The 14653-nt window shown below is 65.0% G+C and carries 12 protein-coding genes; 1 reads left to right on the top strand and 11 read right to left on the bottom strand.

Translation table 11 applies throughout. The annotated features are described in order from the left end of the window. Positions 1–971: potassium/proton antiporter (locus QZY06_RS14040; protein ID WP_295685598.1), on the bottom strand; the 971-nt coding region annotated here is incomplete at its 3' end. Between the two features lie 255 nt (positions 972–1226). On the opposite strand from QZY06_RS14040, the gene QZY06_RS14035 reads away from it, so the two are divergent. Then, positions 1227–1961: a DsbC family protein gene (locus QZY06_RS14035; protein WP_295685595.1), complete on the top strand. Its 735-nt coding sequence runs from the start codon at positions 1227–1229 to the stop codon at positions 1959–1961. A 22-nt stretch (positions 1962–1983) separates the two neighbouring features. Here QZY06_RS14035 and QZY06_RS14030 read toward each other — a convergent pair whose 3' ends face one another. The 10 genes from QZY06_RS14030 to QZY06_RS13985 all read right to left on the bottom strand — a co-directional run. Next, the gene (locus QZY06_RS14030) at positions 1984–2670 is read right to left on the bottom strand and encodes a response regulator transcription factor (protein ID WP_295685593.1); all 687 of its coding nucleotides are present in this window, start codon (positions 2668–2670) and stop codon (positions 1984–1986) included. Positions 2671–2680: 10 nt separating this feature from the next. Beyond that, positions 2681–5437, bottom strand: a complete 2757-nt coding sequence (locus QZY06_RS14025) for a sensor histidine kinase KdpD (RefSeq protein ID WP_295685591.1) — start codon at positions 5435–5437, stop codon at positions 2681–2683. A gap of 3 nt (positions 5438–5440) precedes the next feature. Beyond that, the gene (locus QZY06_RS14020) at positions 5441–6781 is read right to left on the bottom strand and encodes a hemolysin family protein (RefSeq protein WP_295685588.1); all 1341 of its coding nucleotides are present in this window, start codon (positions 6779–6781) and stop codon (positions 5441–5443) included. A 92-nt stretch (positions 6782–6873) separates the two neighbouring features. Then, entirely contained in the window at positions 6874–8292 is a 1419-nt protein-coding gene (locus QZY06_RS14015) for a hypothetical protein (protein ID WP_295685585.1), read from the bottom strand. A gap of 46 nt (positions 8293–8338) precedes the next feature. Continuing rightward, positions 8339–8926, bottom strand: coding sequence for a potassium-transporting ATPase subunit KdpC (gene kdpC, locus QZY06_RS14010; protein ID WP_295685583.1), 588 nt, complete (start codon positions 8924–8926; stop codon positions 8339–8341). Between the two features lie 127 nt (positions 8927–9053). Next, positions 9054–11096: a potassium-transporting ATPase subunit KdpB gene (kdpB, locus tag QZY06_RS14005; protein ID WP_295685580.1), complete on the bottom strand. Its 2043-nt coding sequence runs from the start codon at positions 11094–11096 to the stop codon at positions 9054–9056. Between the two features lie 47 nt (positions 11097–11143). Then, entirely contained in the window at positions 11144–12865 is a 1722-nt protein-coding gene (kdpA, locus tag QZY06_RS14000) for a potassium-transporting ATPase subunit KdpA (protein ID WP_367275647.1), read from the bottom strand. Between the two features lie 14 nt (positions 12866–12879). After that, positions 12880–12972 carry a potassium-transporting ATPase subunit F gene (locus tag QZY06_RS13995; protein ID WP_295685575.1) on the bottom strand — a complete coding sequence of 31 codons (93 nt, stop codon included), beginning with the start codon at positions 12970–12972 and terminating at the stop codon, positions 12880–12882. A gap of 10 nt (positions 12973–12982) precedes the next feature. Next, positions 12983–13180: a hypothetical protein gene (locus QZY06_RS13990; protein WP_295685574.1), complete on the bottom strand. Its 198-nt coding sequence runs from the start codon at positions 13178–13180 to the stop codon at positions 12983–12985. Between the two features lie 156 nt (positions 13181–13336). Further along, positions 13337–14653, bottom strand: a 1317-nt coding sequence (locus QZY06_RS13985) for a hypothetical protein (protein ID WP_295685572.1), incomplete at its 5' end; no start/stop codon positions are given.

Below are 14653 nucleotides of genomic sequence, written 5' to 3'. Positions count from 1 at the left end.
GGCAGCAGCGATACCGCAACCGCCACCGGACGGGCGATGAAGAGCAGCACGGCGGCAGTGAGCAGCGCCGGGAGCGCTTCGTCGACCATCCGGCTCGGCGTGGCCAGCAGGCCAAGCACTAGGAACATGCCGATCTGAGCCAGCCAGGCGATGCCATCCTGAAAGCGCTTGATGCTGGCGAAGGCGCGCACCGGCTGATTGCCGAACATCAGGCCGGCGAGGTAGACGGCGAGGAAGCCGCTGCCACCAAGCGAAGCGGTGACGCCGTAGATCAGCAGGCCGCCGAACATGGTCAGCAGCGGATACAGCGAATCACCGAGTTCGACCTCGTTGATGGTCCGGATCAGCAGATAGCCACCGGCATAGCCGAGGCCGATGCCGAGCGCGATCTGGGTGACCAGCAGTTCGGCGACTTCCATGACGCCGTAGGTCTCTGGCGCCAGCACGTAATGAACGAGGCCGATGGTCAGCATCACGGCCATCGGATCATTGGTGCCGGACTCGATCTCCAGTGCCGAGCTGATGCGATTGTTCAGGCGCACCGAGCGGGTGGAGAGCAGCGAGAACACCGCTGCAGCGTCGGTCGAGCCGACGATCGCGCCGATCAGCAGGCCTTCGGCGATCGGCAGATGGAACAACCAGGCGGCGACCGCACCGATGATCGCCGTGGTGATCAGCACGCCGACCGTGGCCAGCATCAGCGCCGGCCTCAGGCCGACACGAAAATTGGATAGCGGCGTGCGCAAGCCACCGTCGAACAGGATCAGCGCCAGCGCCGCGGTGCCGGCCAGATTGGCCGCCGAATAGTCGGCGAATTTGATGCCGCCGGGGCCGTCTTCACCCGCCAGCAGGCCGACGATCAGAAACACCAGCAACAGCGGCACGCCCAGTCGCGGCGTGATCGCCGTCGCCAGGATGCTGATCAGGAACAGCGTTCCTGCGACGAGAATGCTGTGGCTTGCGACTTCCATCGGGGACGGCGGGTGCTGGTGACGGGCCGGGCCGGATGGCCGCCTTCAGCGAGATGCTAGCGGATCGCGCGGCCGCAAACCGGGCGATCGTGCACAGACTGCAGCAATTGATGAAATCAGCCTTGCGACAAGCGGCCGCGCGCAGCGATCAGGTGCGTGGCCCGTCCTCGCGCCAGCGCTATTGCGCAGGCCCGGGAACTGCAGCCAGACCTTTTTGTCATACTCGCGCCCTCATCGAAGCCTGCTGCCGAACCCATGAAATCGACCCTCGTTGCTGCTGCTCTGCTGTTCATTGCCGTTGTGGCTCCGGCACAGGCAGGGGACGCTGCCGCCGACAAGATTGCCAAGCAGCTCGGCCTCAAGGTGGAGAACATCCGGCCATCGCCGATCGCTGGCGTTTACGAGATCCAGCACGAGCGTGAGTTCGCCTATGTCACCGCCGATGCCCGCTATCTGCTCCGCGGCGATCTCGTCGATCTGAAGACTGGTGAAGAGCTGACCGAGGTGCATCGCCGCAGCGATCGTCTCGAAGTGATCGGCAAGCTGGCCCAGAACAAGCTGATCGAGTTCGCGCCAGCACCGCCGCAGGTTGCCAAGTACACGATCACCGTGTTCACCGATGTCGATTGCGGCTACTGCCGCAAGCTGCACTCGGAGATCGCCCAGTACAACGCCCAGGGCATCGCGATCCGCTATGCGTTCTTCCCGCGCTCGGGTCCGGACACCGATTCCTGGCGCACCGCCGAAGCAGTGTGGTGCTCGGCTGACCGGCAGAAGGCGCTGACCGAAGCCAAGACCGGCGCGACCATCAAGGTCAAGGGCAAGCTCTGCGACAACCCGATCGCCGAGGAGTATCAGCTGGCCCAGGATCTCGGCATCCGCGGCACGCCGATGATGGTGTTCCCGAACGGCGAAGTGTTCCCTGGCTACATCCCGGCAACGGCGCTGGCGCAGAAGCTGGCCGAAGTGAGTGCCAAGCCGAAGGGCTGATCCGAAGCCGCTCGCGGCGGCTTCACTTCATCCGATAGCCGACCCCCGGCTCGGTGACGATCAGGCTCGGCTGCTCGGGATTGGGTTCGAGCTTTGCACGCAGTTGTCGGATATAGACGCGCAGGTAGGCGACATCGCCGGCATCGTCCTGCTGCCAGACCTCGCGCAGCAGGTGACGATGGGTCAGCACCTTGCCGGCGTGGATCACCAGTTGCTGGAGAATTCCGTACTCCTTCGGTGACAGCCGCACCTCTGTGCCATCGCGCACCACCACCCGACGCACCAGATCGACAGTCAAGGCCCCGCGCACGAACAGCGGCGGTGTGCCCTGGCTCTGCATGCGGTGGCGCAGTGCCGCGCGAATGCGGGCCAGCAGCTCGTCGACACTGAATGGCTTGGTCACGTAATCGTCGGCACCGGCATCGAGTGCGCGCACCTTGCCGTCATCGTCGGTACGGCTGGACAGCACGATGATCGGCACCGCCGAATCGGCACGCAGCACTTCGATCACCTTCAGACCATCACCATCGGGCAGGCCCAGATCGAGCAGGATCAGATCCGGCCGTTCGCTGGCTGCCACTGCCAATGCTTCGGCGACGCTGCCGGCTTCGAGCACCTTGTAATCGTTGACCTGCAAGGTATTGCGCAGCAGCCGGCGAATCGGCAGCTCGTCGTCGACGATCAGCACGCGGCCCTGGTCCAGGCTCATGAACCGAGCCTCATGGCGATGCCGGCGATGGCACTGCGTCCGGCAACACGGCCGGCGCTTCGGCAATCAGGTCTGGCGAGAACTCGATCAGGAATTCCGCGCCATGCGCACCGCTGACCTCGTTGCGATTACGGGCGTGAATGCGGCCACCCATCGCCAGCACGAAGCCACGACAGATCGCCAGGCCCAGGCCGGTGCCTGCTCGGGCGCGGTCGGCGTCTTCGCGCACCCGGTAGAACTTGTCGAAGATGCGATCGAGATCGGCCGGCGGCAGACCGGGGCCGTCGTCGCGGACGACGATGACGATGCTGAAGCGATGGCGGCTGACGCCGACCTCGATGGTGCTGCCAGCCGGCGTGTACTTCGCTGCGTTGTCGAGCAGGTTGACCAGCACCTGATCCATCAGCGCTTCGTCGAGCAGCAGCATCGGCAGGCCGGGGGGAATGCTCAGCTTCAGCTTGTGCCCGGTCAGCGCCGGCTGGCAGCGGCGCACCGCGGCGGCAATCAGGTCGGCGAGATCGCAGGGCTCGCGCCGCGCTTCCAGCGCGCCGGCATCGATGCGGGTCATGTCGAGCAGGTTGGCGACATAGCGATTCAGCCGTTCGGCTTCGTCCTGAGCGCTGCCCAGCAGCTCGTCACGGGTCGCCTCGTCATAGCGGGTGCCGAACGAACGCAGGCTCGCCAGGGTGCCGATGATCGAGGCCAGCGGCGTGCGCAGATCGTGGGACACCGAGGTCAGCAGCGAGGCGCGCAGCTTCTCGGTCTCGGCCAGCATTCGCGCCTGATCGACATCCTTGGCCAGCCGAATCCGCTCGGTGGCGATCGCCGCCAGATCGACCAGCGCATCGAGCAGTCGCCGGTCATCCGGCGTCAGACGAAAATCCGGCTGCGCGCGGCTGATGCCGACCACGCCACGCGTGCCCTGGCCGGTGCGCAGCGGCAGGAACAGGCAGCGGCCGCCGGGCAGGGTGTCGGTACCGCGGCCGGTCGGTTGATTGCGATCCCAGCACCAGCTGGCGGCGGCAAGATCGGCTTCGTCGAGCACGGTTTCGGCCGGCGAGCTGGCCATCGTCGTCAGCCGGCCGCTGGCGTCGGGCAGCAGCAGCAGCGCATGCACCTCCAGCATGTTGGCGATCTGCGCAGCGGTGACCGCCATCAGCGTGTCGAGCTTGCGGATGCCGGCCAGCTTGCGGCTGAAGGCAAGCAGCTCGGCCGTGGTCAGCGCCTGATCGTGGGCGGTTTCGGCATGCAGTCGCTCGCGGGCGGTCAAGGTGCTGGTCAGCACCGCGGCAGCGCAGAAGAAGATCAGCGCCAGCACCTGGCTCGGATCGGCGACGTTGAAGGTGTAATGCGGTTCGGTGAAGAAGAAGTTGTAGGCCAGCGTGCTGGAAACCGACGCGAAGATCGACGCACCCAGGCCGTAGCGCGTGGCGCTCCACAGCACTGCGGCGAGATAGACCAGCGAGATATTCGGCACCGATACCAGCGCATCGAGCACGCGGCCCACCAGGGTCGCCGTGGCGACCATGAAGCCGGTGCTGACATAAGCGGAAATCTCGCGGCTGGCCGGGCGCCGTGGCCGCGCCACCGGCGTGCCGTCACCCTCGTCGGTGCCAGGAACGGCCGCCGGATCTTCGGCCAAGATGTGCAGATCGATGCCGCCGGCGTCGCTCAGCAGTTCGGTGACCACCGAGCCATGCCGCCAGGAAAACCACCAAGGCCGCGTGGTCTTGCCGACCACGATCTGGGTGATGTTGTTGTTGCGCGCCCAGCCGAGCAGATCGGCCGCGATATGTCGCGAGCCGGGCAGACTCAGTGTTTCCGCACCCAGCGATTCGGCCAGCCGCAGGGTATCGGCGATGCGCATCTGTGCTTTCTCGCCGAGCGAACGGGTACGCGTGGTTTCCACATGCAGCGCGAACCACGGCGCGTCCAGGCGATCGGCGATGCGCTTGGTCCGGCGCACCACTTCGGCGGCGGCCGGCGATTCGTTGACGCAGACCATCAGCCGCTCGCCCGCCACCCACGGCCCGCGGATCGCGTGGCTGCGCATGTAGGCGCGCATCTGATCGTCGACGCGCTCGGCGGTACGGCGTAGTGCAAGCTCGCGCAGTGCGGTGAGATTGCCGGGCTTGAACCAGTTCTTCAGCGCCGCCTGCGCCTGCGCTTCGGCGTAGACCTTGCCGTCGTTCAGACGCTCGATCAGCTCCTGCGGGGTGAGATCGACGATCTCGACTTCGTCAGCGGTATCGAAGACCTGATCGGGCACCGTCTCGCGCACCCGTACGCGGGTGATCCGGGTCACCACATCGTTGAGGCTTTCGATGTGCTGGATGTTCAGGGTCGACCAGACATCGATGCCGGCAGCCAGCAGCTCGGCGACATCCTGATAACGCTTCGGATGGCGCGAACCCTCGGCATTGCTGTGCGCCAGCTCGTCGACCAGCACCAGCTGCGCGCGGCGGCGCAGCAGGCCGTCGAGATCCATCTCCTGCAGCATCCGGCCGCGATAGGGGATGTCGCGGCGCGGCTGCAGCTCCAGACCTTCGATCAGCGCCAGCGTGTCACGCCGGCCATGAGTCTCGACGATGCCGATCACCACGTCGACGCCTTCGCTGCGCTTGCGGTGCGCCGCTTTCAGCATCGCGCAGGTCTTGCCGACGCCGGGAGCGGCACCTAGAAAGATCCGCAACTGACCGCGCGTGGCGGCCTTCGCTGCTTCCAGCAGCGCTTCCGGTGACGGACGTTGCCGCTCGTCGGCGCTCATGGTTCAGCTTTCGCTGCGCACGCGCCGCATGACCTTGATCCGCTCGATGCGCGGGCCGGTGACTCTCTGCACGGTGATCTCGTGCGCGCCGATGACGATCAGATCGCCACGCACCGCGATGCGATCGAGCTTCTGCATCACCAGGCCGGCGACGGTATCGACGTCTTCGCTGCCATCGATCTCGGCCCCGAGCACGCGCTCCAGCCGGTAGACCGGCGTGTCGCCACGGAGCAGCAGGCTGCCGTCGGCAAGATGAACGATGCGGCGATCGACCTGGCCGGCGCGGCGCGGCTCGTATTCGTCGACGATCTCGCCGAGCATCGCTTCGAGCACGTCTTCCAGGGTCACGAAGCCATCCATCGTGCCTTCGAAATCATCGACCAGCGCCAGATGCGGCGCGCCCTGGCGGAAGCGGCGCAGCACTTCGAGCGCCGGCGTGTCTTCGCGGAAGCGATGGATATCGCGGGCCAGACGGCGCAGGCGCAAGCCGTAGTCGTCGCCCGGCGGTTCGAGCAGCAGATCCTTGACGTGGACGACGCCGACGATGGCCTCTTCCTCATCGAACAGCGGATAGCGGCTGTAGCCGTACTTCTGGACGATGCGCCGCACTTCGGCGTGGCTGCAGTCGTGATCCAGGCCGATCATCTCGCGGCGCGTGCGCATCAGATCGCTGGCGACCAGATCCTGCAGCTCCAGCGTATGCGCCAGCATGATGTTGAGGTTGGACTCCGGCTTGTCACCAGCCGCATGGCTGAGATGCAGGATCATCTTCAGCTCGTCATGCGTGTAGCTGTTGTTGGCATCGTGGCCGCCAGTGCCTTCGAGGCCGGCCGCCTTCAGCGCGACATTGGCGCTGCGGTTCAGCAGTTCGATCGCCGGATACATCAGCCAGTAGAACGCGTACAGCGGCGTCGCCGTCCACAGCGACACGCCTTCCGGCTGGCGGATCGCCATCGACTTCGGCGCCAGCTCGCCGATGACGATGTGCAGGAACGAGATCACCGTGAAGGCGACGATGAACGCGATCGTGTGCACCGTGCGTTCGCTGTCGATGCCGGCCATGGTCAGCAGCGGTTCGAGCAGGCTGGCGAACGCCGGTTCGCCGACCCAGCCGAGACCGAGCGAGGACAAGGTGATGCCGAGCTGGCAGGCCGACAGATAGGTATCGAGCTGGCCGTGCACCTTGCCGAGAATGCGGCCGCGCCAGCCGTTCTGCGTGCTGAGTTCCTGAGCCCGTGTCGAGCGCAGCTTGACCAGCGAAAACTCGGCGGCGACGAAGAAGCCGTTGAGCACCACGAGCGCGAGTGCCAGTGCAACCAGCAACGCGTTGTCGAAAGAAGACATGAGACCGTGCGGCATACCCCAGGATGGAGGCCCGGGGCAGTATATCGTCCGCTAGACAAAGGCCTGTCATGGCCTGCGTGGGCTCATCGGCGTCAATGGCGTCGCTGATTCGCCACCTTCAGCCGCGGCAGCTGGGCGCGATGCTTGCGCAGGAAGCAGATCTCGATCAGCGTCGGCCAGATCTCCAGCGAGCCTTTGAACTGGTTGATGACGTCGTCGACGATATAGATCAGCTTCTGCTGGAAGAAGTCGGCATCGAAGCCGAAGAACGCACGCTCCAGGCTCACCGCGAAACTCTTCAGCGATTCACGCCGCGCACCGCGTGACTGCTTGGTGGCCAGCAACACTCTGCTGTGCAGATCGCGGATGCGGGCCAGGATCGCGTCGCTGTCTTCGAGCGTCACTTCGCCTTCGTAGTCGAACATGATCGACAGCTCGTCGATCCGCGACAGGCTGCCCTTGATCTTGCGCTTCAACAGATTGGCCACTTCCTCGTTGAACACTTCCGAGGGCAGCGGGTCGCGCATGTAGTTGTTCTTGATGTGGTTCTGCGCCGCGTCGACATGCGCCGACACCAGCCCCGGCTGCTGAATCCATAACCGATAGATGTAGTCCTCAAAGCGCAGCCGGGTCGGGAAGAACGGCGGCAGGCCCAGCGTGTTGTCGTAGCCGGCCACGCCGCAGTCCATGCGCCAGTTCAGATTGGTGATCGCGGGGCGGAAGTTCTCCAGCACGTAGAACTCGTTGAGTTCCTCGATGCTGACCTGGGCTTCGTCGTCGAGATACATCTCGACGAAATCGAGGGCATCGATATCGTTGGTGCCGGAGCGATAGGTCTGCGCCATCTTGACGATCGCTTCATCGTCGATCTTGCCCGGCGCCAGCTGCAGGCTGTTCTCGCGATGCAGGCCATGCGAGGCATTGGTTTCCAGATCCATCGCGGTGTCGATCAGCAGATCGCCGCGTTCGTGATTCAGCGGCGTATCGCGCACCGGCTTGCCGAGCACGTCCTGAAACGCGGTCAGGATGTCGAAGGATTTCTTGGTGTACCCATTCTGGCCATGGCGCTTGACCTGGCCGCGACAGACGATGCCGTCGTCGAGCGTTTCCGGGCTGTCTTCCATCAGCGCGAACGGCCGCATGTCGTCATCGGCGCTGATCATCAGATCACCGAGCGTGTAGATCAGCGTCCAGTTGCGATTGCCGCCATAGCTGGGCCGGAACAGGTTGCGGATCAACGGTTCCAGCTTGCGATCCTGCAGGCGCCCGAACAGCAGGCTCAGGAACTGTTCCTTTTGCTGGGGGCCGACGTACCAGAGCGGGTTCTGCGTCGTCGTCTGCTCCAGCAGCGGGTAGTACTTCTGCTGGTTCACGGTGCTGGAATCATCGAACACGATCAGGTCGATCGAATGGCCGTTCTTGCGAAAGTGCTCATCGTAGGCTTCCACGGTCTGGCCGACGTCGCGCAGGCGATAGGTCGGGATCACGAATACCGGTTTGGGGCTTTGCATATCGGAGGAATCGCCTCCCAATGGATGGATCGAGGTAGCTAAGGGTTCAGGGCTGCGCAGCGGTGATCGGCGCCAGCTGGTCCAGCGCCAGGTTCAGCACCAGCGCGTTGACCACCGGCTCGCCGATCAGACCGAGTGCATCGTGTTCGGCCTTGGCGGCCACCAGCTCACGCAGCTTCTGCGCATCGAGCTTGCGAGCCTTGGCAATGCGCGGCAGCTGGAACTCGGCAGCGGCCAGCGAGATCTGCGGATCGAGCCCGCTGCCGGAGGTGGTGACCAGATCGACCGGCACCGCAGCGTTCGGATTCTCCGCGGCGAGCTTGTCGGCATCGGTCTTGACCCGATCGAGCAGCGCTTTCGAAGTCGGCCCCAGATTCGAGCCGCTCGACGACGAGGCGTTGTACGGATCCGGCGAGGTCGCAGACGGCCGGCCGTGGAAGTACTGCTCGCCGGCGAAGCTCTGGCCGATCAGCTCGGAACCGATCACCTTGCCATCGCGCTCGATCAGACTACCGTTGGCCTGATACGGAAACAGCACCTGCGCGAGGCCGGTGATCACCAGCGGGTAGGCGATGCCGGTCAGTGCGGTGAACAGCGCCAGCAGGACGATGGCGGGACGTAGTTGTTGCAGCATTGGGTAGCTCCTTTTTTTGCTTGCCATTCCCGCGCAGGCGGGAATCCAGTTTTCGGTTGTCAGCGGTGCGCGCACGTCACACCTGGATTCCCGCCTTCGCGGGAATGACGGTGAAGGTTGAGTAGGCTCAGGCCAGACCAAGCGAAGTGATGGCGAGATCGATCAGCTTGATGCCGATGAAGGGCGCGATCAGGCCGCCGCCGCCGTAGATCGCGAGATTGCGGGCCAGCAACTGGCCGGCGCCAACCGGGCGATAGCGCACGCCGCGCAGTGCCAGCGGAATCAGCACGATGATGATCAGCGCGTTGAAGATGATTGCCGACAGGATCGCGCTCTGCGGGCTGTGCAGGCCCATCACATTCAGCGCATCGAGCTGCGGATAGAACGAGGCGAACAGCGCCGGCACGATGGCGAAATACTTGGCGACGTCGTTGGCGATCGAGAACGTGGTCAGCGCGCCGCGGGTCATCAGTAACTGCTTGCCGATGCCGACGATCTCGATCAGCTTGGTCGGATCGGAATCGAGATCGACCATGTTGCCGGCCTCACGGGCCGCCACGGTGCCGGTCTGCATCGCGACACCGACATCGGCCTGGGCCAGCGCCGGCGCGTCATTGGTGCCGTCGCCGCACATCGCCACCAGACGGCCACCGGCCTGCTCCTTGCGGATCAGCGCCAGCTTGTCTTCCGGAGTTGCCTGGGCGAGGAAGTCATCGACACCGGCTTCGGCAGCGATCGCTGCTGCGGTCAGCGGGTTGTCGCCGGTAATCATCACCGTGCGGATGCCCATGCGGCGCAGTTCGGCAAAGCGCTCCTTGATGCCGCCCTTGACGATGTCCTTCAGGTGGATGACGCCGAGCACGCGCTCGTCGCGGACCACCGCCAGCGGTGTGCCACCGAGTTTCGAGATGCGCTCGGCAATCGCTTTCAGCTCTGCCGGCACGGCGCGGCTGCCGCCGAGACGGCTGACGTAGTCGATCACCGAGTCGACCGCGCCCTTGCGAATCACTGCACCGTCGATGTCGATGCCGGACATCCGCGTCTGCGCGGTGAATGGAATGAATCGGGCACCCGAGCCGGCCAGATCGCGGCCGCGCAGGCCGTACTTCTCCTTCGCCAGCACCACCACGCTGCGGCCTTCCGGGGTTTCGTCGGACAGGCTGGCGAGCTGCGCCGCTTCGGCCAGTTCGCGATCGGTGACGCCAGGCACCGGTACGAACTCGGCAGCCTGACGATTGCCCAAGGTGATGGTGCCGGTCTTGTCGAGCAGCAGCGTGTCGACATCGCCTGCGGCTTCCACCGCACGGCCGGACAGCGCCAGCACGTTGAAGCGCACCAGGCGATTCATGCCGGCAATACCGATCGCCGACAGCAGCGCGCCGATGGTGGTCGGGATCAGGGTCACGAACAGCGCGACCAGCACGATCACCGGCACGTCGCCGCCGGCGTACTTGGCGAAGCTTGGAATCGAGGCCACGGCCAGCACGAAGATCAAGCTCAGGCCGGCGAGCAGGATATTCAGCGCCAGCTCGTTCGGTGTCTTCTGGCGCGATGCGCCTTCCACCAAGGCGATCATCCGATCGAGAAAGCCCGAGCCCGGGGCCGCGGTGATCCGCACGATGATGCGATCCGACAACACGCGCGTGCCGCCAGTCACCGCCGAGCGATCGCCGCCGGCTTCACGGATGACCGGGGCCGATTCGCCGGTGATCGCCGATTCATCGATGGTCGCGATGCCTTCGATCACTTCACCATCGGCCGGCACCAGATCGCCGGTTTCGGCGACCACGCAATCACCAGCCTTGAGCACCGTGGCCGGCACCTTGATCTCATCGGTGCGATTGGCGTTGAGCTTGCGGGCGACGGTCTGGGTGCGGGTCAGCCGCAGGCTCGCGGCCTGTGCCTTGCCACGGCCTTCGGCAAGCGCTTCGGCAAAGTTCGCGAACAGCACCGTGAACCACAGCCAGACGATCACCTGGGCCGAGAACAGCAGCGGTGCGCCGATCGCGGCGTCACGAATGAACAGAATGCTGGCCAGCAGCGAGACCAGACCGGTGATGAAGATCACCGGGTTCTTGGCCAGGCTCTTCGGGTGCAGTTTGATGAAGGCATCGCGCAGCGCAGGGCCCAGCAGCGCGCTGTCCAGCATCGTGGTAGCAGAAGTTTTCATGGATTCTCTCGAATCCGGGTTCCGGGATCAGCCGGAACCCGGCAGATTCAGAACGTGGAACCGGCGAGCATCGCCAGGTGCTCGACCACCGGCCCCAGCGCCAGCGCCGGGAAGTAGGTCAGGCCGCCGACGATCACCACGATCGCCACTAGCAGGCCGATGAACAGCGGCCCGTCGGTCGGGAAGCTGCCCGAGGTCGGCGGTGACTTGCTCTTGCTGACCAGCGAGCCGGCGACGGCCAGCATCGGCACGATCACCGCGAAGCGGCCGATCATCATTGCGGCAGCCAGGGTCAGGTTCCAGAACGGTGTATTGGCGGTCAGGCCCGCGAAGGCACTACCGTTGTTGCCGACCGCCGAGGTGTAGGCGTAGAGCATTTCGCTGAAGCCGTGTGGGCCGGCATTGGCCAGGCCTTTCAAGGCGACCGGCGAAACACTGGCGACGGCGAGGAAGCCGAGTAGCGCCAGCGGCATGCACAGGATCGACAATACGGTGAGCTTGATCTCGCGCGCTTCGATCTTCTTGCCGAGGTATTCCGGCGTGCGGCCGACCATCAAACCGGCGATGAACAGCGCGACGACGGCGAACAGCAGCATGCCGTACAGGCCGCTGCCGACGCCGCCGAATACCACTTCGCCAAGCATGATGTTGACCAGCGGCACTGCGCCGCCCAGTGGCGTGAAGCTGTCGTGCATCGCATTGACCGCGCCGCAGGACGCATCGGTGGTCACCGTCGCGAACAGGGTCGAGGCGGCGATGCCGAAGCGCGCTTCCTTGCCTTCCATGTTGCCGCCGGACTGCACGAGGCTGGCGGTCTGGTCGATGCCCATCGAGGCGAACGCCGGGTTGCCCGCGCTTTCCGCCCAGAACGAGGCACCAGCGCCGGCCAGGAACAGCACCGCCATCGCGCTGTAGATCGCCCAGCCCTGCAGCTCGTTCTTGACCATGCGGCCGAAGGTGTTGGTCAGCGCGGCCGAGATCAGGAAGATCGCCAGCATCTGCACGAAGTTGGCGAGCGCCGTCGGGTTCTCGAACGGGTGCGCGGCATTGGCATTGAAGAAGCCGCCACCATTGGTGCCGAGCATCTTGATCGCAACCTGCGAGGCGACCGGCCCCTGGGCGATCAGCTGCTTCGCGCCTTCGAGCGTGGTCGCTTCGCTAGCGCCGATGAAGTTCTGCGGCATGCCCTGCCAGACCAGGAACAGCGCCAGCAGGATAGCCAGCGGCAGCAGCACGTAGAGCGTGGCGCGGGTCATGTCGACCCAGAAGTTGCCGAGGCCTTTGCCTTTCTCACGAGCGAAGCCGCGGATCAGTGCGATCGCCAGGGCAATGCCGGTGGCCGCCGACAGGAAGTTCTGCACGGCGAGACCGAACATCTGCGTGCCATGCGACATCGTCGCTTCGCCGCCGTAGCTCTGCCAGTTGGTGTTGGTGACGAAGCTCACCGCCGTGTTCAGGCTGAGATCGCCGGTCAGCGCACCAAACCCCTGCGGATTCAGCGGCAGCCAGCCTTGCAGCTGCTGGATCGCGAACAGCAGCACATAGCCGCCGAGGCTGAAGATCAGCATTGCAGTCGCATAGCGGATCCAGGTCTGATCCTCGTTGCTGCGAACGCCGGCCAGCTTGTAGAAGCCGCGCTCGACCGGCCCGAGGACGATCGACAGCCAGGTGCGTTCACCCTCGAACACCCGCTTCAGATAGCCGCCAAGCGGCCGCGTTGCCAAGGTCAGGATCAGCAGGAACAGCGCGATCAGCAGCCAGCCGTCCATGGTCGGAGAGGCCGTCACTGGAATTTCTCCGGCTTCAGCAAGGCATAGCCGAGATAGGCCAGCAGGATCAGGACAGAGAAGGCGCCCAGCCAATGATCAAAGCTCATCGTCGTGCCCTCAGATGCGGTCGCAGAAGAGCACGTAGGAAATCAGTATCGCGAAACCAGCCACGCCGAGCAGCAGCAGGAACATCGTCATCGAAATCGCTCCAACGCCGGCAAGCTCCGGCCCGTGCATTGGGCGCCGGGTGGCCGTTGGGTTTCGAGACGTCGCGGGGGCGGAAAAAATAAAGAACGCGTAAAGATCGGCGTGCAACCTGATCTATTGGCGTGAGGCCCTCTCCCTCCGGGAGAGGGTTGCGTGAGGGGCTGCTCTCACCGAATGAGATCACTGCCTCGTCAGGCAGCGTCCCTCACCCCCAGCCGCCAGAGGCATGCTCGGGCCCCGGAGGGAGAGGGGAGGCCGGCGTCCTTACGGAGCGGGCGCGCTCTCGACCGGCGTCACCGTCGTCTTCTCGATCTCGCGCGGCGGCTCGATCTTCTGCGGAGCCTGTTCGATGACCGGTGTGGCATTGGCCTCGGACAGGCTCTGCGCCGCGTCAACCTTGGCCCCGGAGCGAACCGCGTCGACCACCAGGCTGTCGCGACGCACCGCGGCTTCGGTGGTCTTGACGCTGGCGCCGGACTGCAGCGATGAGATCGCCGAATTGACGATACTCGCGCAGCTGGTGCAACGCGTTTTCACCAGCAGCTTCTTCAGATCGCGATTGGCGGTGTCCGGGCCGCTGGCGCTGCCGGTGATGCGCAGCACTTCGCTGCGATACCAGCGCTCCAGCAGGCCGGAGGCATTGCTGACGCCGGCGACCAGATAGGCGCGTGATTCGGCGTCGATCGCCGGAATGGCTTCAGCGGTGTTCAGACGGCGCAGCGCCAGCTCGGTCTGGGCGGCGTCTTCACTGCTCGGGGCATCGTCATCGTCGGCATAGCGGTGGACGACGGTATCGACGGCGTCGATCGCCTTGAAGCCATCGAGCAAGGTCGCCCAGGTGCGGCGCGTGGTCGGCGTGGCGCTGGCCAGGGCTTCGTCGAGACAGGCATCCAGCCGCGTCGAACGGGCCACCATGTAGCGCTGCCAGTAGCTGTAGCGCGGGCTGTCGGCGCCGGGCAGCGCCAGCCGCTGATAACGCCAGGCAGCGCGCGACACCTGATCGATCGAACCGCCGGATTCGCGGATGTCGGCCAGCACGATGCGCCGCTTCAGCAGCAGGTCTTCGAGGAACGCCTGGCGGCCGGTCAGCGCGCCGGTGGCAATGGCATCGGCGGTCTTCGCCAGGGTAGCGCGATCGGTGGCGCAAGGCCCGCCCTGGGCGACCAGATCGTCGATCGGCCGGTAGTCGCTGACTCTGAGATCGAACAGCAGATACGGCGTGGTGAACGGCACGCTCTTGCCGTCCTTCTGGACGCAGAGCTTGGGGTTCTCGATTTCCAGGCTGCAGAGATCGACTTCGGTCGCCACCGGCGGCCGCTTCTTGTCTTCGTTGAGAAGCACGAAAGCGACCACCCGGCCATCGAGACCATCGAGCGTGTCGGAGACCTGGAAGGTGTACTCCTTCTTGCGCTCCCACTTGCGGTTGGCGCTGGTGGCCGACTTCTCCAGCATCGGCACGACAAAGGTCTGGAACGCGGTGATCGGCACCCCGCCCAGCACGGTGGCTACACCGGTGATTGCGGCCGGCGTCTTCTTGATCGTTTCCATCAGCGGGCCAAGCGTCGCGGCACCGCTTTCAGT

It is taken from the genome of uncultured Nevskia sp., from assembly GCF_903885465.1.
Classification (GTDB): Bacteria; Pseudomonadota; Gammaproteobacteria; order Nevskiales; family Nevskiaceae; genus Nevskia.
The sequence above is the reverse complement of the archived record's forward strand: the minus strand, read 5'-3'. Positions and strand labels throughout refer to the sequence as shown.

Bases quoted from the DNA above. Each gene is read 5' to 3' on its own strand.
- kdpB (WP_295685580.1), bottom strand. From the start codon at position 11,096: ATGAAAACTTCTGCTACCACGATGCTGGACAGCGCGCTGCTGGGCCCT.
- kdpC (WP_295685583.1), bottom strand. From the start codon at position 8,926: ATGCTGCAACAACTACGTCCCGCCATCGTCCTGCTGGCGCTGTTCACC.
- QZY06_RS14015 (WP_295685585.1), bottom strand. From the start codon at position 8,292: ATGCAAAGCCCCAAACCGGTATTCGTGATCCCGACCTATCGCCTGCGC.
- QZY06_RS14035 (WP_295685595.1), top strand. From the start codon at position 1,227: ATGAAATCGACCCTCGTTGCTGCTGCTCTGCTGTTCATTGCCGTTGTG.
- QZY06_RS13995 (WP_295685575.1), bottom strand. From the start codon at position 12,972: ATGAGCTTTGATCATTGGCTGGGCGCCTTCTCTGTCCTGATCCTGCTG.
- QZY06_RS14020 (WP_295685588.1), bottom strand. From the start codon at position 6,781: ATGTCTTCTTTCGACAACGCGTTGCTGGTTGCACTGGCACTCGCGCTC.
- QZY06_RS14030 (WP_295685593.1), bottom strand. From the start codon at position 2,670: ATGAGCCTGGACCAGGGCCGCGTGCTGATCGTCGACGACGAGCTGCCG.
- kdpA (WP_367275647.1), bottom strand. From the start codon at position 12,865: ATGGACGGCTGGCTGCTGATCGCGCTGTTCCTGCTGATCCTGACCTTG.
- QZY06_RS14025 (WP_295685591.1), bottom strand. From the start codon at position 5,437: ATGAGCGCCGACGAGCGGCAACGTCCGTCACCGGAAGCGCTGCTGGAA.